The 17,383-nt window shown below is 67.9% G+C and carries 46 protein-coding genes; 30 read left to right on the forward strand and 16 right to left on the reverse strand.

Annotated elements, in window-relative coordinates; all coding sequences use genetic code 11:
• Positions 1–182 precede the first annotated feature (182 nt).
• The 15 genes from OHQ87_RS02850 to OHQ87_RS02920 all read right to left on the reverse strand — a co-directional run bounded on the left by OHQ87_RS02850 (position 183) and on the right by OHQ87_RS02920 (position 7,167).
• On the reverse strand, positions 183–719 hold the full coding sequence (locus tag OHQ87_RS02850) for a hypothetical protein (RefSeq protein WP_328344639.1): 537 nt from the start codon (positions 717–719) through the stop codon (positions 183–185).
• 12 nt (positions 720–731) lie between these two features.
• Positions 732–989 carry a hypothetical protein gene (locus OHQ87_RS02855; RefSeq protein ID WP_328344641.1) on the reverse strand — a complete coding sequence of 86 codons (258 nt, stop codon included), beginning with the start codon at positions 987–989 and terminating at the stop codon, positions 732–734.
• A complete protein-coding gene (locus tag OHQ87_RS02860) occupies positions 986–1,339 on the reverse strand; it encodes a hypothetical protein (RefSeq protein WP_328344643.1) in 354 nt (117 codons plus the stop codon). Before OHQ87_RS02860 ends, OHQ87_RS02855 begins: the two co-directional genes overlap by 4 nt.
• A gap of 16 nt (positions 1,340–1,355) precedes the next feature.
• Positions 1,356–1,754, reverse strand: a complete 399-nt coding sequence (locus tag OHQ87_RS02865; protein WP_328344645.1) for a hypothetical protein — start codon at positions 1,752–1,754, stop codon at positions 1,356–1,358.
• Positions 1,751–2,065: a hypothetical protein gene (locus tag OHQ87_RS02870; protein ID WP_328344646.1), complete on the reverse strand. Its 315-nt coding sequence runs from the start codon at positions 2,063–2,065 to the stop codon at positions 1,751–1,753. Before OHQ87_RS02870 ends, OHQ87_RS02865 begins: the two co-directional genes overlap by 4 nt.
• Positions 2,062–2,298, reverse strand: coding sequence for a hypothetical protein (locus OHQ87_RS02875; RefSeq protein WP_328344648.1), 237 nt, complete (start codon positions 2,296–2,298; stop codon positions 2,062–2,064). Before OHQ87_RS02875 ends, OHQ87_RS02870 begins: the two co-directional genes overlap by 4 nt.
• Before the next feature lie 31 nt (positions 2,299–2,329).
• Entirely contained in the window at positions 2,330–3,115 is a 786-nt protein-coding gene (locus OHQ87_RS02880) for a tRNA(His) guanylyltransferase Thg1 family protein (protein ID WP_328344650.1), read from the reverse strand.
• Positions 3,112–3,357, reverse strand: coding sequence for a hypothetical protein (locus OHQ87_RS02885; RefSeq protein WP_328344652.1), 246 nt, complete (start codon positions 3,355–3,357; stop codon positions 3,112–3,114). The genes OHQ87_RS02880 and OHQ87_RS02885 overlap by 4 nt, the downstream gene beginning before the upstream one ends.
• 51 nt (positions 3,358–3,408) lie before the next feature.
• The gene (locus tag OHQ87_RS02890) at positions 3,409–3,885 is read right to left on the reverse strand and encodes a hypothetical protein (RefSeq protein WP_328344653.1); all 477 of its coding nucleotides are present in this window, start codon (positions 3,883–3,885) and stop codon (positions 3,409–3,411) included.
• A gap of 20 nt (positions 3,886–3,905) precedes the next feature.
• A complete protein-coding gene (locus tag OHQ87_RS02895; protein ID WP_328344654.1) occupies positions 3,906–4,118 on the reverse strand; it encodes a hypothetical protein in 213 nt (70 codons plus the stop codon).
• Positions 4,119–4,143: 25 nt separating this feature from the next.
• The gene (locus tag OHQ87_RS02900; protein WP_328344655.1) at positions 4,144–4,413 is read right to left on the reverse strand and encodes a hypothetical protein; all 270 of its coding nucleotides are present in this window, start codon (positions 4,411–4,413) and stop codon (positions 4,144–4,146) included.
• Positions 4,410–4,982 carry a hypothetical protein gene (locus tag OHQ87_RS02905; RefSeq protein WP_328344656.1) on the reverse strand — a complete coding sequence of 191 codons (573 nt, stop codon included), beginning with the start codon at positions 4,980–4,982 and terminating at the stop codon, positions 4,410–4,412. Before OHQ87_RS02905 ends, OHQ87_RS02900 begins: the two co-directional genes overlap by 4 nt.
• A 24-nt stretch (positions 4,983–5,006) precedes the next feature.
• Entirely contained in the window at positions 5,007–5,912 is a 906-nt protein-coding gene (locus OHQ87_RS02910) for a DnaB-like helicase N-terminal domain-containing protein (RefSeq protein WP_328344658.1), read from the reverse strand.
• A 211-nt stretch (positions 5,913–6,123) separates the two neighbouring features.
• Positions 6,124–6,735 (reverse strand): helix-turn-helix domain-containing protein, encoded by a 612-nt coding sequence (locus tag OHQ87_RS02915; protein WP_328344659.1) that lies wholly within the window; start codon positions 6,733–6,735, stop codon positions 6,124–6,126.
• A 219-nt stretch (positions 6,736–6,954) separates the two neighbouring features.
• Positions 6,955–7,167 (reverse strand): hypothetical protein, encoded by a 213-nt coding sequence (locus tag OHQ87_RS02920; protein WP_328344661.1) that lies wholly within the window; start codon positions 7,165–7,167, stop codon positions 6,955–6,957.
• A 243-nt stretch (positions 7,168–7,410) separates the two neighbouring features.
• Between OHQ87_RS02920 and OHQ87_RS02925 the strand changes: the two genes are divergently transcribed.
• From OHQ87_RS02925 to OHQ87_RS03000, 16 genes are all read left to right on the forward strand, one after another.
• On the forward strand, positions 7,411–8,103 hold the full coding sequence (locus OHQ87_RS02925) for a hypothetical protein (RefSeq protein ID WP_328344663.1): 693 nt from the start codon (positions 7,411–7,413) through the stop codon (positions 8,101–8,103).
• Entirely contained in the window at positions 8,100–8,441 is a 342-nt protein-coding gene (locus OHQ87_RS02930; RefSeq protein ID WP_328344665.1) for a hypothetical protein, read from the forward strand. The genes OHQ87_RS02925 and OHQ87_RS02930 overlap by 4 nt, the downstream gene beginning before the upstream one ends.
• Complete coding sequence (locus OHQ87_RS02935; RefSeq protein ID WP_328344667.1) at positions 8,438–8,761, forward strand: hypothetical protein; 324 nt, start codon at positions 8,438–8,440, stop codon at positions 8,759–8,761. Before OHQ87_RS02930 ends, OHQ87_RS02935 begins: the two co-directional genes overlap by 4 nt.
• Entirely contained in the window at positions 8,761–9,078 is a 318-nt protein-coding gene (locus OHQ87_RS02940) for a hypothetical protein (protein WP_328344669.1), read from the forward strand. The genes OHQ87_RS02935 and OHQ87_RS02940 overlap by 1 nt, the downstream gene beginning before the upstream one ends.
• Positions 9,075–9,233, forward strand: a complete 159-nt coding sequence (locus tag OHQ87_RS02945; protein ID WP_328344671.1) for a hypothetical protein — start codon at positions 9,075–9,077, stop codon at positions 9,231–9,233. Before OHQ87_RS02940 ends, OHQ87_RS02945 begins: the two co-directional genes overlap by 4 nt.
• Positions 9,230–9,379, forward strand: a complete 150-nt coding sequence (locus OHQ87_RS02950; RefSeq protein WP_328344673.1) for a hypothetical protein — start codon at positions 9,230–9,232, stop codon at positions 9,377–9,379. The genes OHQ87_RS02945 and OHQ87_RS02950 overlap by 4 nt, the downstream gene beginning before the upstream one ends.
• Positions 9,380–9,465: 86 nt before the next feature.
• Positions 9,466–9,633 carry a hypothetical protein gene (locus OHQ87_RS02955; protein WP_328344675.1) on the forward strand — a complete coding sequence of 56 codons (168 nt, stop codon included), beginning with the start codon at positions 9,466–9,468 and terminating at the stop codon, positions 9,631–9,633.
• Positions 9,634–9,725: 92 nt separating this feature from the next.
• On the forward strand, positions 9,726–9,926 hold the full coding sequence (locus OHQ87_RS02960) for a hypothetical protein (RefSeq protein WP_328344677.1): 201 nt from the start codon (positions 9,726–9,728) through the stop codon (positions 9,924–9,926).
• Positions 9,927–9,946: 20 nt separating this feature from the next.
• A complete protein-coding gene (locus OHQ87_RS02965) occupies positions 9,947–10,201 on the forward strand; it encodes a hypothetical protein (protein WP_328344679.1) in 255 nt (84 codons plus the stop codon).
• Positions 10,198–10,332: a hypothetical protein gene (locus OHQ87_RS02970; protein WP_328344681.1), complete on the forward strand. Its 135-nt coding sequence runs from the start codon at positions 10,198–10,200 to the stop codon at positions 10,330–10,332. Before OHQ87_RS02965 ends, OHQ87_RS02970 begins: the two co-directional genes overlap by 4 nt.
• Positions 10,329–10,790 carry a hypothetical protein gene (locus OHQ87_RS02975; RefSeq protein WP_328344682.1) on the forward strand — a complete coding sequence of 154 codons (462 nt, stop codon included), beginning with the start codon at positions 10,329–10,331 and terminating at the stop codon, positions 10,788–10,790. The genes OHQ87_RS02970 and OHQ87_RS02975 overlap by 4 nt, the downstream gene beginning before the upstream one ends.
• Positions 10,791–10,879: 89 nt before the next feature.
• A complete protein-coding gene (locus tag OHQ87_RS02980) occupies positions 10,880–11,071 on the forward strand; it encodes a hypothetical protein (protein ID WP_328344684.1) in 192 nt (63 codons plus the stop codon).
• Between the two features lie 41 nt (positions 11,072–11,112).
• Entirely contained in the window at positions 11,113–11,238 is a 126-nt protein-coding gene (locus OHQ87_RS02985) for a hypothetical protein (RefSeq protein ID WP_328344686.1), read from the forward strand.
• Between the two features lie 89 nt (positions 11,239–11,327).
• Positions 11,328–11,483, forward strand: coding sequence for a hypothetical protein (locus OHQ87_RS02990; RefSeq protein WP_328344688.1), 156 nt, complete (start codon positions 11,328–11,330; stop codon positions 11,481–11,483).
• On the forward strand, positions 11,480–11,617 hold the full coding sequence (locus tag OHQ87_RS02995) for a hypothetical protein (RefSeq protein WP_328344690.1): 138 nt from the start codon (positions 11,480–11,482) through the stop codon (positions 11,615–11,617). The genes OHQ87_RS02990 and OHQ87_RS02995 overlap by 4 nt, the downstream gene beginning before the upstream one ends.
• A gap of 177 nt (positions 11,618–11,794) precedes the next feature.
• Positions 11,795–12,136 carry a hypothetical protein gene (locus OHQ87_RS03000; RefSeq protein WP_328344692.1) on the forward strand — a complete coding sequence of 114 codons (342 nt, stop codon included), beginning with the start codon at positions 11,795–11,797 and terminating at the stop codon, positions 12,134–12,136.
• On the opposite strand, the gene OHQ87_RS03005 is transcribed toward OHQ87_RS03000, so the two are convergent.
• A complete protein-coding gene (locus tag OHQ87_RS03005) occupies positions 12,133–12,363 on the reverse strand; it encodes a hypothetical protein (RefSeq protein WP_328344694.1) in 231 nt (76 codons plus the stop codon). The two genes, OHQ87_RS03000 and OHQ87_RS03005, sit on opposite strands and share 4 nt — an antisense overlap.
• Positions 12,364–12,442: 79 nt before the next feature.
• Here OHQ87_RS03005 and OHQ87_RS03010 point away from each other — a divergent pair, with 79 nt between their 5' ends.
• The 14 genes from OHQ87_RS03010 to OHQ87_RS03075 all read left to right on the forward strand — a co-directional run bounded on the left by OHQ87_RS03010 (position 12,443) and on the right by OHQ87_RS03075 (position 17,382).
• Entirely contained in the window at positions 12,443–12,820 is a 378-nt protein-coding gene (locus OHQ87_RS03010) for a hypothetical protein (RefSeq protein WP_328344696.1), read from the forward strand.
• A gap of 13 nt (positions 12,821–12,833) precedes the next feature.
• Positions 12,834–13,091, forward strand: a complete 258-nt coding sequence (locus tag OHQ87_RS03015) for a hypothetical protein (RefSeq protein ID WP_328344698.1) — start codon at positions 12,834–12,836, stop codon at positions 13,089–13,091.
• 37 nt (positions 13,092–13,128) lie between these two features.
• Positions 13,129–13,341 carry a hypothetical protein gene (locus OHQ87_RS03020; protein ID WP_328344700.1) on the forward strand — a complete coding sequence of 71 codons (213 nt, stop codon included), beginning with the start codon at positions 13,129–13,131 and terminating at the stop codon, positions 13,339–13,341.
• A 22-nt stretch (positions 13,342–13,363) separates the two neighbouring features.
• Entirely contained in the window at positions 13,364–13,756 is a 393-nt protein-coding gene (locus OHQ87_RS03025) for a hypothetical protein (RefSeq protein WP_328344702.1), read from the forward strand.
• Between the two features lie 39 nt (positions 13,757–13,795).
• Positions 13,796–14,017, forward strand: coding sequence for a hypothetical protein (locus OHQ87_RS03030; RefSeq protein WP_328344704.1), 222 nt, complete (start codon positions 13,796–13,798; stop codon positions 14,015–14,017).
• A gap of 98 nt (positions 14,018–14,115) precedes the next feature.
• Positions 14,116–14,364 carry a hypothetical protein gene (locus OHQ87_RS03035; protein ID WP_328344706.1) on the forward strand — a complete coding sequence of 83 codons (249 nt, stop codon included), beginning with the start codon at positions 14,116–14,118 and terminating at the stop codon, positions 14,362–14,364.
• 9 nt (positions 14,365–14,373) lie between these two features.
• Complete coding sequence (locus OHQ87_RS03040; RefSeq protein ID WP_328344708.1) at positions 14,374–14,604, forward strand: hypothetical protein; 231 nt, start codon at positions 14,374–14,376, stop codon at positions 14,602–14,604.
• 11 nt (positions 14,605–14,615) lie between these two features.
• A complete protein-coding gene (locus OHQ87_RS03045) occupies positions 14,616–14,852 on the forward strand; it encodes a hypothetical protein (RefSeq protein WP_328344710.1) in 237 nt (78 codons plus the stop codon).
• Between the two features lie 2 nt (positions 14,853–14,854).
• Positions 14,855–15,049, forward strand: a complete 195-nt coding sequence (locus OHQ87_RS03050) for a hypothetical protein (RefSeq protein ID WP_328344712.1) — start codon at positions 14,855–14,857, stop codon at positions 15,047–15,049.
• 76 nt (positions 15,050–15,125) lie between these two features.
• Positions 15,126–15,827 carry a hypothetical protein gene (locus OHQ87_RS03055; protein WP_328344714.1) on the forward strand — a complete coding sequence of 234 codons (702 nt, stop codon included), beginning with the start codon at positions 15,126–15,128 and terminating at the stop codon, positions 15,825–15,827.
• Positions 15,820–16,215, forward strand: coding sequence for a hypothetical protein (locus OHQ87_RS03060; RefSeq protein ID WP_328344716.1), 396 nt, complete (start codon positions 15,820–15,822; stop codon positions 16,213–16,215). The genes OHQ87_RS03055 and OHQ87_RS03060 overlap by 8 nt, the downstream gene beginning before the upstream one ends.
• 47 nt (positions 16,216–16,262) lie before the next feature.
• A complete protein-coding gene (locus OHQ87_RS03065; RefSeq protein ID WP_328344718.1) occupies positions 16,263–16,577 on the forward strand; it encodes a hypothetical protein in 315 nt (104 codons plus the stop codon).
• Between the two features lie 112 nt (positions 16,578–16,689).
• Positions 16,690–16,986, forward strand: coding sequence for a hypothetical protein (locus OHQ87_RS03070; RefSeq protein WP_328344719.1), 297 nt, complete (start codon positions 16,690–16,692; stop codon positions 16,984–16,986).
• 3 nt (positions 16,987–16,989) lie between these two features.
• Positions 16,990–17,382 carry a hypothetical protein gene (locus OHQ87_RS03075; protein WP_328344720.1) on the forward strand — a complete coding sequence of 131 codons (393 nt, stop codon included), beginning with the start codon at positions 16,990–16,992 and terminating at the stop codon, positions 17,380–17,382.
• Position 17,383 lies beyond the last annotated feature (1 nt).

Raw genomic sequence — 17,383 nt, forward strand, 5'->3', positions numbered from 1 at the left:
GAGAGTAGCTGACCCTCAACCACGGCCGACCCGCCCCACCGTCGGGTCGCCGGCACCAGTGCACCTGCACGACCCTCCGTCGTCTGTGTCGGTGCGTCGGCCGCACCGAGGGCACCACACACGCAGGTCGTCATCGCACACACAGTCGTCGCCCTCCGTGCACCACCAATCGTGTTCCACGGTCACCACCCAGCCTCGACGGTGGCGGCGTGCTGGCGGAGTCTGACGATCTCGTCGACCAAGCCGGCGATCAGCAGCCGCACATCCCCGGTGGGGCAGGTGCACGACTGCGGCAGGCCGGCGTCACACGACCCGCACACCTCCAACCAGGGGGCGACTTCCACCAGGTCGAGGGGCACGGTCGGTGCGGGGGTGCCGTCGTTGACCGCGTGGTAGGCGGCTTTCAGGTTGGAGCGCACGGCATCCCCGTCGGACACGACACAGCCCTGTTGGATCCGGCCGGAGGGGATGAGGCGCAAAGCTTGCAGCAGGGGCAGGGCGAGGATGCGGCGGATACGTTCCCGCTCGACCTGGATGGGGTCGGCGGCAGTGGGGGCGGTGTCCATGCCCATCCGTGCCCGTGCGGCGGCTGTCACGGGCACCCCCTTACAGGAGTGGATCACGGGAAACACCCACTTGCCGCAGCGTCCGCATTCCTGCCGGCCGTCGCCGGGGTCGGTGTGCGGGTGGTCGCCGGTGACGCGGGCGGTGTTGGTCATGGTCGGCTCCGTTCAGTTGGGGGTGATGACGTGCCCGAGTTCCCGGCACCGGAAGGTGGGCGGTGCCGGGTGGCAGTGCTGGCAGACGGGTTCGCCGGTCGGGGACACGATGGTTCGCCGGTAGCCGGCTTGGAGGATGGCCAACGCCATGGACCAGGTGGCGGAGCCGATACCACGCATGCGGGCGTCAGCGATGACGTCCAGGAGTGCCATCACTTCGTCGTCGCTGTAAGGGGCGGGGATCGTGCGGGCCGGGGTCGGGTCGGTCATTGCTCGTCCCACACGGTCGCGTTGAGGCGTGGCTCATCGCTCTCCCGTTTCGCCCCGTACTCCACCCTCACCACCTCGAAGTCGGGTAGCCAGTCCTTGACCCGCTGAACGAACAGGTCGCGGGCGTCATCGCCGTCGAGGGTGGGGAAGATCCACGAGTCTTCCCCCTCGGGCATGAACACGTACGAGGCGTACCGCACCCCGCCTTGTTCGCCGGGTGCGCGGACCGGGCCGACGATGAGCGGGTGCAGTTCGGCAGGCATACCGGCGTGGAAGTCGCCAGCGTCGGGCAGGTTGCCGGTGTCGGGGCCGGTGGCGATGACCGCTTCGTGGGCGTGGTACTTGGTCACGGGTTCCTCCGGTCGGTCAGCCGCGCTCGACGTCGCGGACGGTGGCAGCCCAGTCGGGCCGGAACACGAGCCGGTCACGATCCACGTTCAGCCGGTCGCACAGCAGGTCGAGGGCAAGGTTTCCGCCGGTCATGTGGGAGCCGTTGCGGAGGGCGTTGTCGATCGCGGCGAGAATCGCGGGCAGGGCGTCATCGGCGCGGCCGGGCGGGCAAAGTCGGCCGTCTTCGTGAAGTGCGGTGAGGACGGCTCGGGCGTCACCCCGGTAGTCATCCATGAGGATCTTGTCGATGTTGGGCATGTCGGGGGCGGTTTTGGTGCCGTTGATCCACTGGTCGTCGCCTCCGGCTGCGGCGATGACGAGGGCGTAGCGGTCAACGTCGGCGTCGGTCCAAGGCTGCGCGGTTATGTCGGTCATCGGGCCGCCTCCCGGTTGTTGGCCATCCACCGGTCGTTGGCGGCCTGCACGTCGCCTTCCAGTGCGGCCCGGCGCGTGAAGAACCGGGCGGTCTGCTCCTCGTAGGTGATGTGCAGGAGTTGCACGCAGATGATGGCGAACAGCTTGTCGGTGACCTCGGTGTCGGCCCACCCGTGGGCGGCGGCAATCTCGGTCAGGTCGGGGTCGTTGTTGATGGCGTTGCGGATGATGCGCGGGTCGAGGGTGACGGCGGCGTATCCGCGTAGGGCGGCCTGTGCGGCGGTCAGGTCGCGGGTGGTCGGTTCGGTCATCGTCGTCCCTGCGTTCCGTCTTCGCGCACCAGGGATGACGTTTCGATGCCGTGCTCCACCGCGCCCCCATCCCAGCGGACCGACGCCCGCCAGTACGGGTCGGCGAAATGCCCCCAGCGGTCGCAGCGGATGACGGTGCCGACGGTGCGGGGGGCACGCCAGCGGGTGACACGTTCGTTGGCGTCGGGTTCCCACCCTCGCAGCGGGGGACGGTGCTGGTCGAGGTCGGTCATCGGTTTTCCTCCCTGCTCGTAGCGGTGAGGGTCATGCCGCCACCGCACTCAAACCGGCCATCACCGGGACCACTCCGGCCAGGAAACCGCCAGCCTCCCCGGTGAAGTGCGGTGCCGGCGTCACCTCCCACCATGACCGCAACGCCCGCACCGTCTCCGGCTGCTGGGTGCGCTTGTGCGTGAACGTCACCTCCCGCTCACCCGAGGCTTTCACCACCACCCGGCCGCGCTTGCAGCCGTCCGGGTAGTCATTCCAGTTGATGCCACACTCGGACCACAGCAGCTCCTGCATCTGCCCGGTGTTCATCCCGTGCAGCAGCTTGTGCGGGAACTGGGCTTGCGCGGCCATGGTGATGCTGTTGCGGACACAGTCGCGTTGCCGCCAGATGAAGTAGTTGGCGACTTCGCGGGGGTCGGCGATGGTGAACACCCGGGAGTCGAACAGGGCGGTGCGGCCGGGGCGGCGGGCGTTGAGGGTGGCGGTGGCGACAGCCGCGCTGATGGACACCATTTTGGCGGCGACACCACCGAACCACGGTTGGGTGCCGGGGGTGGTGAAGTCGCACAGCAGCAGGCTGATCTCGTCGGATTGGGTGTAGGCGAACACGGCCCCGCTGATTTCGTGGCAGAGGGCTTCGGCGACGGCGTCCATGTCGGCCATGAACTGCTGGTCGTACGGTTTGGCCGCGCCGCGCAGGTAGGTGTGGAAGGCGCGTCCGTCGGCCCGCAGGATGGTGTAGGTGCGGCGGGGCAGCAGGGTGCGGGTGGCGCGCTCGTACGACTTCATGCGGTCGCCGAGGCTGTCGGTGTCGGTCATCGGGTCACCTCCGGTCGGGTGCTGTTGAGGTCAGTGCCACGCAGTGCGGCGGCTGCGACACGCCGCCAGTGCCGTTCCTGCACCCAGTGGTGGCCGGTCAGGAATGTGAGGCCGAGGGTGACACCTGCACCGGTGGCGGCGATCATCCCGAATGGGCTGGACGGGTCCAGGGCGATGGTCGAGGTGAAGGCGGCGATGGTCAGGGCGGCGAATCCGAGGGTTTGCTTCGCTTCGGTCAACATGACGCGCTCCTCCGTGGGTGGTTGGGGGTCAGCGGCGGGGGTGTCGCGGGTTCAGCCCCAGTACGAGCACAGCAGCCACCGCGCCCGATCCTGCGTTGGCGTCAGCCCCAACGCCGTCAACGCGGCCCGCAACTTCTCGTCATAGCCGCCCTCGACCGTCTCCCGGGTGAGGGCGTCGAAATCGACCACCTCACAGTCGCCCCGGCTGGCGGTGATCTTCTTCGCGGCGAGCACGTACATCGGGTAGTCGCCGGAGCAGTGCGTCACAACCTCCACACCCATGGCGGCCTTCGCCTCGGTCTGCCTCTGGTAGAAGCCGTCAACCTGCCAGTCGGTTTCGGTGAAACCGTGGGCGGCGAGAAGCTTGGTTTCGATCGACTCGACCAGGTCCGTGCCACCGTCTTCGCTGTACCAGTCGTGTGCGGTGAAGTCGTAGCCGCCGTACTCGCCGGCCCCTTCAAGCTTCCATTCGTCGTCGTTGCCGAGGTTGTAGCCGTAGGTGAGGATCGCGTCGGTTGAGGTTCCCATGATGATCTCCTTCGAGGGGGTCAGGTGTTGTCGGCGTCGAGCTGGGTTCGGGTCGCGGTAAACCGGTCGGTGTCGCACACCCCCACACCCCACCAGTCACTGTCGGGGCGGGTGCTGTGGTAGTGGACGTTCGGCCGGTCGTGGATGACGGACAGTTTGGTGATGGTGTCGATGGTGCCGTCACGACGCCGCCAGCGGCTGTCGACGGTCGGGGTGGGCTTGAGGTCGGTCATGGGTTCCTCCGTGGGTGGTTGGGGGTCAGTGCTGGTCGAGGGCGGAACGCCCGGTGTCGGTGATCTCCCACCGCCGGTGCACCCCGTCGCCTTGGCCGGCGCGGATGTACCCCAAGCCGCGCAACCGGTCGATGGTCTTGTGGTTGACGGTTTTCCCGGTGCGCCGGTTGGTGGCCTGGAAGATGGTGCCGACGGAGGTTTGCCACAGGTGGCCGTCGGCTGCGGCGCGGAGGGTGGTGGTTTGGGCGGGGGTGAGGCGCGGCGCGGCGGTAGTCGTCTCGGCGGGATCGCTCATCGGTTCGCGTCCTTCCATGCGGTTTGGAATGCGGCCAGCGGGTCCATGTCGAACACACCGTCGGCGCGTTGCACGGCCAGCGGGGAGAACTCGCGCACCTGGTCGTGGCGGACAATCATGGTGCCGGCGGTGAACGAACCCAGCGGCCACGAGTACAGGTCGAGGCGGAACGTGTCATCGTCGACGGCGGTGACGACACCGACGGGGCAGCGTCCGTCGTTGAGGCCGGCGGCGAGCACATCACCGGGGCGCACCGGCATGAACGCCTCATCATCGGTGCCGTCGGCCCGGTAGTGCTCGTCCACCGTCAACAGCAACTGCTCGGCCAGCCGTCGAGCGTTGTCAGCGGTCAGGTGCAACGGGGCCTCCACCATCGGCCCGTTCGGCGCGTTCAGGTCGGCCGGGGCGGTGGCGCGAACCCACACGTGCGGGCCGGAAGCTGCCGACGACTCCGATACGGAAATCCACCCGCCGTACTGCGAGGGGATGTCGGGGAGAATCGTGAAGCCCCGCTCGGTTTTGATCCGGTTGAGGTGCCAGCGGTCATCGGTGTTGGTCGGGTCGGTCATGCTGTTCTCCTTCGGGGTTGGGGGTCAGCCTCGGGACACGGCGGGGGCGAGCAGGTCCATGCGGCCATGCTCGATCAGGTAGGCCACCAGGCGGGCGCGGGCTTCGGTGGTGTCGTTGTAGATGTGGTTGAAAAGGGGCCGCTCCGCCTCGATCGCGGCCTTCTCTGCCGCCTCTGCCTCCTGGCGAGACGGGAACCGCTCGATGGTGCCGCGAACCGCGAAGTCTGCCCAGGAAGACTTCTTCGCGTGAGCCGACTGGCGAACGTGCGGGTCGTTCGTGATCCCGATGTACAGAAGCGTGCCGTCAGCGTCGAACCAGCGGTACAGGGCCGTCACCGTGGAACCCTGATCTCGTGCCTTGATGAAGGTCCAGTCGGCTCGGTGGTCAATGCCAAGGTTCTCGCTCATACACGCGTGGATGTGAGCAAAGGTGGCGGCGATCCGCTGCCGGTTCCCCAGCAGGCACTCTCGAAGGAGCATCTCGGCACCTGCCTGCATCTGCCTGGCGAACGCCTTGTCGGCAAGGCAAGTCGCCCACTCGTCTATCTGGCTTCCCGGGTTGATGAGCTTGGGAGCCTTGGCTACCAGTTCGCGTAGATACTCCACGCCGTTGTCTGCGGTGAGCTTGCCGGACGAGGCAAGAGCGTCTGCCACAGACTCGGGCGTCACAAGCCGGCGTTGGGCGTTGAGCACGAAGATTAGGTTGGCGATCGGCCCGTGCATGGGCGAGAAGGTTGATGCGTCCACGATCCATGACGCTCGGGTTATGGCGAGGCGTGACCGAAGCATGGCACCGATCAGCCAGCGCTCGGCTACATGCTGGGGGATGTTCGCCACTTCGCCAACACCACTGCCCACCTGAGTGCTCGGTCGCAGGGGGCCGCCTTCGATCAGGGTGGGGTCCGCGTTGGGGAAGTTCGCGTTGGTCATCGAGTCTCCGTTCGATCGCACCGCCCTTCGCGGTAGCGAAGGGGAGAGGTCTTATGAGTGTTGAGGATGAGTGATCACATGAGTGATGGGCGGCACTGACTTCCGGTATCTGCGGAACTCACTTCCGCCATTGCCGGAACTCACTTCCGGTACCCCCGGAACTCAGTACCGGCACCGGAACTCACTTCCGCCATCTCCGCGACTACCGAGGTCACCAGTCGTCCCCCCTCGCCCTGCGGAACCCGGCCCACACCTTGCCGCCGAGCTGCCCCCACCGTGGCTGCCCCTGCTCGGCTTGGCTGTCGTTCCACATGTCGAGGCAGTACGGCTCGTCACGGCCCTTCTTCGCCCTCGGTGGAGGGCAGAACGCCATCAACTGCACCCGGAACGACACCACCTCGCTACCGCCGTCGACCTTGACGGTGCAGTTGCCCTGCGGGGTGAACTGCTTCTCGCAGTACAGGCAGTGGAAGTCCTGCACATGCGGCCCGTAGATCGGCAGGCTCTGCCAGTTGTCGGGAATCACCAACTGGTACTCGTCCGCCAGTCGCCGGTGAGGCGAGCCGTAGGCGACCCGCTCAGCCATGCCGAGGCCGCGCAGCACCTGCCACGCGGTGCGGACCGTCCGGTCGCTGAGCCCTGTCTCCCGTTCGATGCGCTTGTTGCTGGGGTGGCAGCTTGACCCGTCGTCGAAGTCGGCGAAGTCGATCGCGGATCGGGCGACGGCTTTGACGGAGGGGTCGAGCAGCAGCACCCGGACGAGCACGTTCCATCGAGCGATGAACGGCTTGTCTTCGTCGTCGGGGGCGTGGAGGCGGCTCACCACAGCGTTTCCCCTGGGAAATGGCTATGGCATGGGCTATCCGATGGCCTATCCCAGAGGTGGCCGCGCTGCGGCACCCGTACGCCTGTACGGGTCGGGAAGTCGCGTATCTTCGGCATCGGCTGGTCAGGTCCGTTCTCTCTTAGCTGGGGAAGCAGGCTCGCTGGTCACAGGCCCTGGCTCGGTGGTAGGACACCGGGCTGGGGCCGTCTCTTTGGGTCAGGCAGAACTAGCGGCCGGCGGCACGTCGGGGCGTTTCGGCAGCTTGGAACCGGGTCGGCGTGCCATCCAGCGCATGAACTCCAGGATCAGAGCGGTGCGGTTGGAGCCGAGCTGCTTGGACACGTCGCCGAACTCGTCCCAGAGGTCGAGTGGTACCCGGATCGGCCTGGTCGGCGTGCTGTTCGCGGTCGTCGTCTTGGTCATTGTCACCCCCTCACTGTAGCTACAGGGATCATCTTACGCACACCGGGGGTGTAGCTACAAGAATCTTGAACGACATGCCCGGCATCTCTTGCGCCGTAGCTATCGCCGTAGCTACAGTGATCCCAGCACCAAGAGGAACGGCCCCCGGAAAACGACGCTCCAACGTCGCCCCCGAGGGCCGCCAGTAACACGGGGCGCTCCAACGCCCCGGTACCTAGCCCGACAACCTGAGCAACCAGGAGTCGAACCATGCAGCAGACTACTTCTGCACGCACCGAGCCGGTCACCGAGCCCGGCGAGCACTACGCTCGCACCTACGGCCAGTACACGGTCGTCCTGTCCCTGCCCGTCGACGGCGGGTTCGCCATCAACACGTACGCCGCCACCGGCAGCCACCGCTACGCCGAACTCTCGTTCACCGTCGGCGACGCGGACACCGGCAACCTCGCCCACCGCATCATCAAGACCGGCGGCGAGCAGGGTGTCAGCCCGGCCGGCATCCGTGAGGCGTTGACCGACGCCCTGGTGCGGGAGTTGCACGAGGTGCAGGCCCGCCGGGACGCCGAGTCCCGCACCCGCATCGAGCACATCAACGCCCTGCTCGACCACCTGGAGTCGCCCGCCGACACCGCCAAGGTCGCCGAGCTGGCCGAGCAGGTGCGCCGCAACCTCACCGACACGGTGCCCGCCGGCCAGCAGCCGCAGATCACCCGCTCCCGCAGCGGTGTCGAGCACAAGCCGCTCAGCGTCCCCATGCAGCGGGCACTCAACGCGCACGTCAACGGGATCGTCTACCCCGACACCCGGGTTGTCCGGGCCACCCTTCGTGCGCTCGCCGGGCGCGGTCTGGGCACCCTGCACTTCGAGGGCACCCGCAAGCGCATCGTGTCCCTGGAGTTGAACAAGCAGGGCCACAACGCGGTCAAGGCGGTGGCCCGATGAGCACCCTCACCTTCGCCGGCCTCCGCAGCCACCACATCTTCCACGGCGGTGACATGCACCCCCGCTGGTGCACCCGCATCATCGGCTGCGACGGGCAGTGCACCACCACCGCCAGCTGGCCCACCCTCGACGGCCGCACCTTCACCATCACCGTCACGCTGCCCCACAACGCCCTGTGGCCCACCTTCACCTGCACCCTCGACGGGCTGCCGGCCGCCTTCGACCCGCACCTGCACACGGTTGCCGTGTCCGACGTCATCTACTGGCAGGTCCGGGTGTGGTGCGAGCAGGTTCCGTCCCCCGTCCGTCGTGCCGCCCCCGCCGGAGGTGTCCGATGACCGCACCCGCCCTGCTCGACGCCTACACCGCCCCCTGCCCCGACTGGTGCGTCGAGGACCGCATGCCCGACCCCGGTGTCGTCGACCACTTCTCCCGAGTCTGGTCCGGCTCCGACTGGCTGGAAGTCGCCTGCTGGAAGGTGCAGGTCACGCAGACCGTCACCCACCACGCCGACGGCAGCATCACCGAAGGGCTGGCCGGGATCATCGTCTCCGGCGCTGACAGCACGTTCGGGTCGGTTGCCGAGTTCACGCGGGCGTTGATGCAGGCCGAGGGTCTGAAGAACCGCATCAACGCCGGCCGCCGGCAGGTGTTGTGATGAGCGCCCTATTCGACGGTTCGGTGCTGGCACTGATCAATGAGGGCGGTGTGGCTGCCGATCAGTTCGGCAGCATCTTCCTTCCCGACCACATCGAGGTGCCCGCGCTGCCGGAGGTGCGGCTGCGGGTGGTGGTGGCCATCGCTCGAAGCCTCGCGTTCCGGGTCGCCCCCGACGGGGAGCTGGGTCCACGTCCGGTGGAGTTGACGACGTTGGGGGAGGCGGTGCTGCGGCACGGCAACCCGGACCGGTACCGGTCGGCGACGGCGGTTGAGGTGCGTGACGGCCGGTACAGCACCCCGGCGGTGAAGTCGTGACCGGGCCCAGCAGGTACGCCCGCACGGAGATGGTGGCGCAGGCCGCCGCACTCCAACCCGCTGCCCGCGTGTTCGACCGGGCCCACATTTCGGGTGCCCCGGTCAACGAGCGGTACACGGCGCAGCGGCCCACCACGAAGGCCAGCATCCGATGACCGGCCGGGTGGTGCACCTCGACGACCGGCGGGAGCCGCAGAAGCGCCGCGACAACCAGGTCATTGAGGTTTTCGAGAACGTGACCGACTGGCCGACGGCAGCCACGACCAGCAGCACCGACAAGCGCGGCAACAGCAGGCGCTGACCGCACTTCACACCCGGTGGCCCCGTCGAGGGGGCGGGGCCACCACACCTTCCGACATCCTTTTCGTCCCGCTTTAGGAGCATCCCATGTTCGCCAAGTCGACCTCCCGTCGTCTCGCCCGCGCCACCCGCACCACCATCGCCATCGAGGCGGACACCGACACGGGCATCACGTTCCGTCCGGCCCGACGCCCGGCCCGCCGCAACGTCGAGCAGGCCGCCATCCGCGCCTCCCTGATGGGGCTCGCCTTCTGACCCTGCGCCGTGCCTGTCGGGTTGGACCCAGCTTTCCCAGCCCGGCGGGGTCGCCGCAGCGGCCAGCCCCAACCCCGTCGGAGGACACCACGATGGACGCCAACAACGTCGAGGTCACGATCACCGTGACCATCAACGGCACCAGCATCACCAAGAGCGCCACCGCCGGCAGCACCGGCAACCCGTACCGGCTGGCAGAGAACGTCGTCAACAGCGTCGCCGGGGAGGCCAACAACGAGATGCACCACGCCCGGTTCGGCTGGGACCAGGCCGCGAAGAAGGCCCGCCGGTGACCGGCCCCGACCAGAGGCCGATGACCGGCCCCGAACACGTGGCAGAGGCGCTGCGCCTCGCCGACCTCGCCGAGCAACCCCACTGGGACGACCTCGCCGACCCGTCAGACGAGCACCGGTACCGGATGCTGATGCGCGCCCACCTGCACGCCAACCTGGCACGCACCGCCGCCATGGTCGACGGGAAGCGGTACAGCGACGGCACCCGGAGCTTCGAGAGCCGCGACGGATGGCAGCGGGAGGCGTGGCACAAGACGTTCGGGGTTCAGCCGTGAACCCCCGCCAGCGCCACCACCGTTGGTTGACCGTGGACGGTGACCCCGACCGTATGACCGTCCGGCAGCAGTTCCTGTGGACGCTGCGCGCGGTCATCCCCATCACCGTCCTGCTGAGGGCGGACCGGTGAACGTCGACACGGGCGCACTACTCGACCAGGCATGCGAACGCACCGACGCCCACCACCAACGCATCGACACGAAAGTCAGCGTCCTCCTCGCCCTCAACCTCGCCACCATCGGCGTCGCCGGGGCCGCACTCACCCAAGCCCCCGGCTGGGCGGTCACCGCCGTCGCCGCCGGCACACTCGCCCCACTGGTGGCGTCCACACTCACCGCCCTGACCGCATTCGCACCCGACCTGTCCGGCACGTGGGGGTTCATGGCATACGCCCGCGCCTCCGACCCGGATGAGGTGATCGGCGCGGTGGTGGAAGACCACCGGCAGCAGGCAACCCGGTTGGCGGGCACGTCGTGGGCGGTGCGCCGCAAGTACGGGCGGCTGCGGCTGGCGGTTCTCCTGTCCGGGGTGGGCATCTGCGCTGGTGCGGTGGTGGGGGCTGTGGTGGGGGTTTCCTGGCTGCTGTGACTGTGCCGGTCCCGTGGTGCCCGACCCATCACTCGGGCGCACGCGGTGCCGCCACAACCGGCGGACCACCCAACCCTGTAGGAGCGCACATGTCGTCTGACCTGCCCGAAACCCTGCGCACCATCGCCGGCCTGCAGAACAACCTTGCCGGTGCCGCCGAACTGGACGCCCGCGCCGACGGGCTCGCATGCCGCCCCGGAATCACCAAGGCGGAGCGGGCCGACACCTACACGACCATCGCCGAGCTGCGGCAGCGGGCACGCGAGCTGCGCGGCGAATAGCAGCACTGACCATCCCAACACCAACCCAGCAGGAGGCCCTCATGTCAAACAGCAGCAGCAGCGCCCAGCAGGTCGGTCAGACGATCCGCGCCACCGGCGACCTGTCCCCGACCAAGCGGCACACCGCCGTCGACCAAACCCTCAACCCGCCGAAGCGCGGCAAGTGAATGGCGGCGGGGTGCGGCAGCCCTCAGAAAGCACCGCACCCCGCCAGATCCCCAACCAGAGGACCAGCCAACCCCCGAAGGAGCCGACCATGACCAAGCCTAAGCCCCCGCAGTACGACCCGAAGATCGGGCAGGCCGCCCGCGACGAGGCCAAGCCGTACACCGACCCCACCGCCACCTACCAGACCGCGCAGAACTACAGGCACAACATCGCCGAGGGTGCTGCACGGCGGAGCCAGCAGTGACCGGCCAGAACGAGCACTACAGGCAGCAGCGCATCGACCGGAACCGGGCTGCCCGCTTGGCGACGATGGCGGAGGCGCAACGCCTGGCCGAGCAGCGCAACGCGGCCCGCACCAACCAGGACGGGCAGCGGTGACCGCAGGCAGCATGAGCGCGGGGGTGGCCACGCACGGTCGCCCCCGCGCCACCCGCCGGCCGGTACCACCGCCGCAGCCGGTCGACACCGTGTGCCCCGCCTGCCTCACCGACCAGACGACCGGGGTGTGTGCTGCTGGCTGCCCCGAACACGCCCGACGCCGTTAGGAGGTCCACCATGCCGTTCATGCCCGCGCTGGAGCCGTGCTGGCTGATCGAGATGGAGGGCGACTGGTTGGGGTGCGGCAGGGACTTCGATCGGGCTGTTCGTCTGGCCGCTGCCATCTGGGGTGACGAGATGCAGGCCGGTGCGGTGACGGTCGGCCCGCCAACGTTGAGGCGGGCCGACCTTCCGTGCGTGCAGTTGTTGTGCGAGGGCTGTGGGCGGTGGTTGGCGGATCCGCAGACGTTGGCCCCGCTGCATGGGGTTACGGGGGCGGATGTGCTGGCGTTGGCGGTGGGTGACGGGTGGGTGGGGGAGAGGTGTCCGGCCTGCCAGCCCGCCGAGGCGACGTCTTAGCCCTTCGCCTTGGGTGGCCGACCTCGAACGCGTGGTGGCTTGAACGAGGCGAGGCGCTTCAGCATGGCGCTGGGGTTCTGGTTGACCAGTTCCATGCACGCGGACACGAACTCGGTCATGGTCCAGTCGTTCGCTTCGAGGGTCTTCTTGGTGCGTTCTTGTAGGTCGTCGTCGGGGCGTATGCCCATGGGCTTGTTGCGGTGGCGGTCGCTGTTGGTGTTTGTCATGGCCTCAGTCTGCCATGTGGCTTGCCACTAATCCACGGGTGGGCTACTATATGGATAGCCACTTACCGAGGAGGCCGTCATGCAGGAAACCCGCCACACCGTCGACAGTGTCCGCTACCTGTACAGCACCCCCACCGGCATCCTCGAATTCCGCGCCCGCCCCACCAACACCACCATCATCGAAACCCTCATCGTGCACATCCCGCAGTGCGACGGCGACCAGTGCGCCGCATTCGACTACGACTGCGACGCCGAAAACGGGGCCGACATCGCCCTCTACTGGGCGGCCGGAGGTGACGCCGGAGTGTGGTACGGGCTCGCCGAATACGCGGTCGCCCAAGAAGCCGCCACCATCCACCAAGGCCCACACGAGGCCAGCCACGAGCAGAGGGCGTTCCGGGGCCGGCTGATCGCCGAAGGCCGCCGCATGGAAACCGACCCCGACTACTTCAACTGACAGGAGCACCGACGTGTCCACCCTGACCGGCCCCGACCGCGCCGCCATTCACAGCATTGCCGCAGTCATCCGCCGCCACAGCAACGACACCGACCCGAACATCCTCGGCGCAGCCATCGCCGCCCACCTCAACGACGACAACTGCGGCTGCCCCGGCTGCGGCGGGGTGGTCGCCGACATCATCCGCCGGGTGAACCCGAACCACACGATGGGTGCGCGCAATCTGGCCGAGGCCATCTACCTCGACCTGTACGACGACGACGACAACTGAGCGCCTGACCTCATCACCCCAGCAGAGGAGAACCCGAATGTCAGTGAACCCGCTGTGGAGCCGCGAGGACCGCATCAACATTGCTGCTCTGAACCTCGGAGTTCGGAACGTCGCCGTTCAGGTGGACGACCCGGCGGGTGGGCCAGTCACGGTCTCTGTGACCAGCGGTGCCAACCGGGCTGGTGTCGCTGACGCGGTGAGGGAAGCGTTTGCCCACGTCGACATCGACGTTGCCCAGATCAACCGCTGACCAGCAGCGAGGAGAACCCGTCATGGACACGATCCCCGCCGACCTGTTCTTCGCCACCGTCACCCCCGGCACCCGCTTCCGTGCGTGGCCCACCACCGGCCGCAACGTGCACGCCGGGCTCATCCTCACCGCCGTCACCCCACCCACCCGCAACGACGACGGCGACCTGTACGTGCCGTTCGCCTACCCCCGGTGGACGAACCTCGGTGGTGGTGCCGTCTACCGCGACAACCCCGACCGGTACGAGCTGGTGGCGGCGGGCGCGGTTGACGTGTGCAGTTGCGGTGAGCCCGGCAGCATCGTGCCCGACCCGCACCTCACCGCCGACGGCCGCCACGACACGGCCGCGATGCTGCCGGTGATGCTGTGCCCGACCTGCCTGGTGCAGGTGACCGCCCTCGCCCACGCCGACTGACCCAACCCGCCAACCGCTCGCAGCAGAGGAGAACCCGACATGACCGAGCTGACCCGCTACCGCAAGCCCTCCGACATCGGCTGGGTGTTCGAGTTTCCCAACGGGCACACCGCCTCCGTCATCAACGACCCGTCCCGCCCGTTCCGGTTCGAGGTGTTGTCCGACGACCCGGACGACGCCGGCCGGGGCGGGGCGGCGGTCAACCTGACCACCGAGCAGGTGGAGGACAAGCTACAGCGGATCGCTTCGCTGCTGGTCTGACCCGCTCAGCCTCTGCATCTTGCCGTGAGGGTGCCGCATCGAATGCGGCCGGAGGCACCACAACCCCACACCGCCCAGACCGACCCGAGGAGCACCAGATGTTCGACGAAGCCGCCTTCCGCCAGCTCGCCGCACAGTTTCGCGACCACGGCCACGACTACGCCGCACTCGGCCTCACCTCCGACCAGGCCGCCCACTGGGCGAACCGGGGATTCCTGCCCTCCGAGGTCGGACCGTGGCTCGCCGCCGGATTCGACCCGGACACGGCAGCCCGGCACGCGGACGCGTTTCGTGGCCCCGCTGAGGGGCCCGCCTACGACAACCGGCGCAAGCCGAAAGCCGCCTGAGGAGCAGCCATGACCGTTCCGACCGTTGAGCGGCACTTCGCCGCCGTCCGCATCCTCACCACCACCAGCGCCTACCACCTCAACCACGAACGGCTGACCGCCGCCATGCGATACCTCCGCGAGGCCGACGGCAGTGCGGCCATGAAGATGCGAGACACCTACCCGGGCATGAGTCCGGCGGACATCACCGATCACCTGTGCGCCGCCGTCCTGTGCATCGACTACAACATCGAGCCGTAAGGGGCAGTGACATGGACGGCACCGCAACCCTGACCGTCACCCCCATGGGGCTGAACCTGCGCCTGTCCCACCGAGGCTTCACCTTCGACACCCTCCACGGCACCGTCGTGGACGGGGAAACGCCCACCGACACCGCAGGGCGGATGCTCGCCGAACACGGCTGGCAGCCGGTCGACGGGTGGGAACAGCAGCGGACCGGCAACCTCGCCCAGTGGGCGGCAGTCATCGACACCACCAAGGAGCAGTGATCATGCCTTGCCCACACCGCACCGCCCTCATGGCCGTCGGCACCGTCATCGAGGACACCAACGGCACCCACTACCGGAAGGCCACCGAATCCCGGCGCGACCCGTTCCCGTGGACCACCGAGCAGGGCAGCGAGTACGGGGATGAGCGGATGGCGCACCTACTCGACGACGGCGCGCAGGTGGTGGAGGAGCCGTAGCCCGGCCCGCCGGAAGTAGGCCGCTTGACGCAGCGTTGACACCCCACAACAGCCACACACGCAAGGAGCAAAACCGGTGAAGGTATTCACGATCGGCCACCCCAAAGGTCGCATCAACCAGTCCATCCGCGACGCACTCGGCCTCAACGTGGCAGACAACCACGGCACCTGGATCGTCGCCGCACCCAACAAGACGTTCGCCGTGCACATGCTGCGCGCCCGAGGTTTCCCCGACTGGCCCAGCGATGGCATGGGTCTCATCCAGGCCAAGGGTGCAGGGGTGGATGCCCTCACTGCCGCCGGGCGGCTCGACGAGCAGACCGTGCTGGTGTGCCCGTTCAGCCTGCTGCCGGGGCACCCGGTGGCTGTCGTCGACAAGGGCGGTCAGGCTCGACGTATCGGCACCATCAACGGTGACCGGTTCACCCCCGACAACGACCACCTGACCGCACCCGAGCGTGCCGCCCTGGACGCATGGCTGCGGGGCAGCGCCGACACCACCGGCATGCTATACGCCGTACGTGCCGCACTCCAGCAGGTCGACAAGCACAAAGACGCCCGCCTGGCCGTCGCCAACAAGAAGCTGCACGACGCAGGGGAAGCGATCCTCGGGGTGGTGGAGAACGGGTCGTGGGCCACCGAACCCGACCCGCAGACCGCCGAACGTGCCCGCCGGTATGTGGTCGACGCCTGCTATGCCATCGCCATGGACGCCGGCCTGACTGAGGTTGCCGAGGCATGCCAGCGGGCGCTGAACGGGGAGGTCGACCGTGGTTGACGACGACATCGAACCCGCCGCCCTGGCCGCCGCAGCACGCGTCGACTTCCGGCTCACCTACGCGCGAACCCAGCTCCGCCGTGTGCAGCCCGGCGCATTGGACGGCCCCACCATCCCCTGCGCCTACGGCGGCAAAGACGGGCAGGACGGCGGCTGGTACGACGGACGCGACCTAGCCGTCACCGGGCGCACCGAAGCCGAATGGGTGGACCGGTACTTCGGGTACGCGGTCAACGAGGCTGTTCACGAAGTGTTGGAGTGGTTTCGGGTCGACGGCTTGCCGTGGCTGGACCCGCACGGCAGCCCCGCCCATGAGGACGAGGTGTGCGCGGCTGTGGATGAACTGGTGGACCGGCTCGCGCAGATCAGGAGGAACCGCCGTGGCTGACCCGACCGACCTGGCACTCGCCGTCATCACCGGAAAGGACACCTGACATGCGCCTCACGAATGGTGCCGTCGCCGCCATGTTCAAGCCCGTTTCCTGCAACCGCTGCCACAACGGCGTGTACGACATCGGTCGGGTGGAGGTGACAGCCCGGTACGCGGACTGCTCGATGTGGAAGACACCGTGCTGCGGGTCGGTGGTGGATGACCGGGGTGAGACCGGGTGGACGTCCCGCAAGGACTACGAGGTGATCGACAAGTCGGGGTTGGACCCGGACGACCGGAGGCCGTGGCGGGGGCGGTTCAGTGTCGGCATGGATGGGGTGTTTTACCGCCGCTGGCCTGGGTTGTTGGTGGTTGCGTGAGGGGCCTGCTGCTTTCGGGTGGTGGGCTTCTTTCGTGTGGACACTCAAACCGGGTTGATATGGCTTCCATATCTTGCTATGCTTGCCATATCAACGCAGAGAGGTGCCAGCCATGAAACTCACCCCCACCCCCACCCCCACCCGCCTCGCCGTCCTCCACGCCATCGCCGCCGGCCACGTCAAGCACCACCGAAGCTGGACTGGCGACAGGAAGGACCACGACACGTGGAAGGTCGACGAATACACCACGAAGAACGTCACCCGCATCTGTACCGACCTCGCCAACGCCACCCCCCGACTGATCCGACCAGGACGCCGCACCAGCCCGTCAATCCTCGCCCCCGAGGTGTGGGAACTGACCGCCGACGGAGAGAAGCTGCTCGCCGACCACAACACCAAGGAGGCGTGACCCATGAGCGCCGCCGACTGGATCCACGAAGGCGCAACAGTCGCCGAGTACTACAACAGCTACTACGACCCCCGCGTCTCCACCGCGAAGATTGCGCGCATCACCAAGACGCAGATCGTTCTCGACAACGGCAACCGCTACAACATGCGGTGCGCCCAGATCGGCGAGAAGCGCTCCCTGGCGGGCTACAGCACCGAACTACGGCCCATCACTGATCCGCAGGTTGTCGACACCCTCGCCCGCGCACAGTTCGCCGACGTGGCCAGGCTCGTCGAAGTCCTGGCCGGCAGGAACAAGAACGAGCGAACCTCCGCGACCGACGTGCTGGCCGCCCTCGACCAGATCGAGCAGGCCGTCCACGCCGCACGGCAGGCCATCACCGGCAAGGAAGAGTGAG

Origin of the sequence: Micromonospora sp. NBC_00421, assembly GCF_036017915.1 — a bacterium.
Lineage (GTDB): Bacteria > Actinomycetota > Actinomycetes > Mycobacteriales > Micromonosporaceae > Micromonospora.